Source organism: Actinoplanes cyaneus, from assembly GCF_016862095.1.
GTDB lineage: Bacteria > Actinomycetota > Actinomycetes > Mycobacteriales > Micromonosporaceae > Actinoplanes > Actinoplanes cyaneus.
This window is the reverse complement of record NZ_BOMH01000154.1, coordinates 1-1,394: the sequence shown is the minus strand read 5'-3', so window position 1 is coordinate 1,394 and position 1,394 is coordinate 1. Positions and strand designations below refer to the sequence as shown.

Genomic DNA, 1,394 nt, shown 5'->3' with positions numbered 1-1,394 from the left:
AAAGTTTAGGGTGGTTAAGCCCTCGGCCTATTAGTACCGGTCAACTCAACACGTTACCGTGCTTACATCTCCGGCCTATCAACCCAGTAGTCTAGCTGGGAGCCTTACCCACTCAAGGTGGTGGGATACCTCATCTCGAAGCGAGCTTCCCGCTTAGATGCTTTCAGCGGTTATCCCTTCCGAACGTAGCCAACCAGCCATGCTCCTGGCGGAACAACTGGCACACCAGAGGTTCGTCCGTCCCGGTCCTCTCGTACTAGGGACAGCCCTTCTCAAGTATCCAACGCGCACGGCGGATAGGGACCGAACTGTCTCACGACGTTCTAAACCCAGCTCGCGTACCGCTTTAATGGGCGAACAGCCCAACCCTTGGGACCTGCTACAGCCCCAGGATGCGACGAGCCGACATCGAGGTGCCAAACCATCCCGTCGATATGGACTCTTGGGGAAGATCAGCCTGTTATCCCCGGGGTACCTTTTATCCGTTGAGCGACACCGCTTCCACACGCAAGTGCCGGATCACTAGTCCCGACTTTCGTCCCTGCTCGACCCGTCAGTCTCACAGTCAAGCTCCCTTATGCACTTACACTCAACACCTGATTGCCAACCAGGCTGAGGGAACCTTTGGGCGCCTCCGTTACCCTTTAGGAGGCAACCGCCCCAGTTAAACTACCCACCAGACACTGTCCCTCGACCCGATCAGGGCCGCAAGTTAGATACCCAAACCCAACAGAGTGGTATTTCAACAATGACTCCACCCGAACTGGCGTCCGAGCTTCACAGTCTCCCACCTATCCTACACAATCGAATTCAGATACCAATGTCAAGCTATAGTAAAGGTCCCGGGGTCTTTCCGTCCTGCCGCGCGTAACGAGCATCTTTACTCGTACTGCAATTTCGCCGGGCCTGTGGTTGAGACAGTGGGGAAGTCGTTACGCCATTCGTGCAGGTCGGAACTTACCCGACAAGGAATTTCGCTACCTTAGGATGGTTATAGTTACCACCGCCGTTTACTGGCGCTTAAGTTCTCCGCCTCGCCCCGAAGAGCTAACAGGTCCCCTTAACGTTCCAGCACCGGGCAGGCGTCAGTCCATATACATCGTCTTACGACTTGGCATGGACCTGTGTTTTTAGTAAACAGTCGCTTCCCCCTGCTCTCTGCGGCCATACCACGCTCCACCCGCAAGGGGCTTCACGCGTCCGGCCCCCCTTCTCCCTAAGTTACGGGGGCAATTTGCCGAGTTCCTTAACCACAGTTCACCCGTCGCCTCGGTATTCTCTACCTGACCACCTGTGTCGGTTTAGGGTACGGGCCGCTCGAAACATCGCTAGAGGCTTTTCTCGGCAGCATAGGATCAATGACTTCACCAGAACGGCTCGGCATCACGTCTCAG

The 1,394-nt window shown here is 55.7% G+C and carries 1 rRNA gene; it reads right to left on the bottom strand.

The annotated features are described in order from the left end of the window. Nucleotides 1-10 precede the first annotated feature (10 nt). Nucleotides 11-1,394, bottom strand: a 23S ribosomal RNA gene (locus tag Acy02nite_RS46110); the annotation flags it as partial.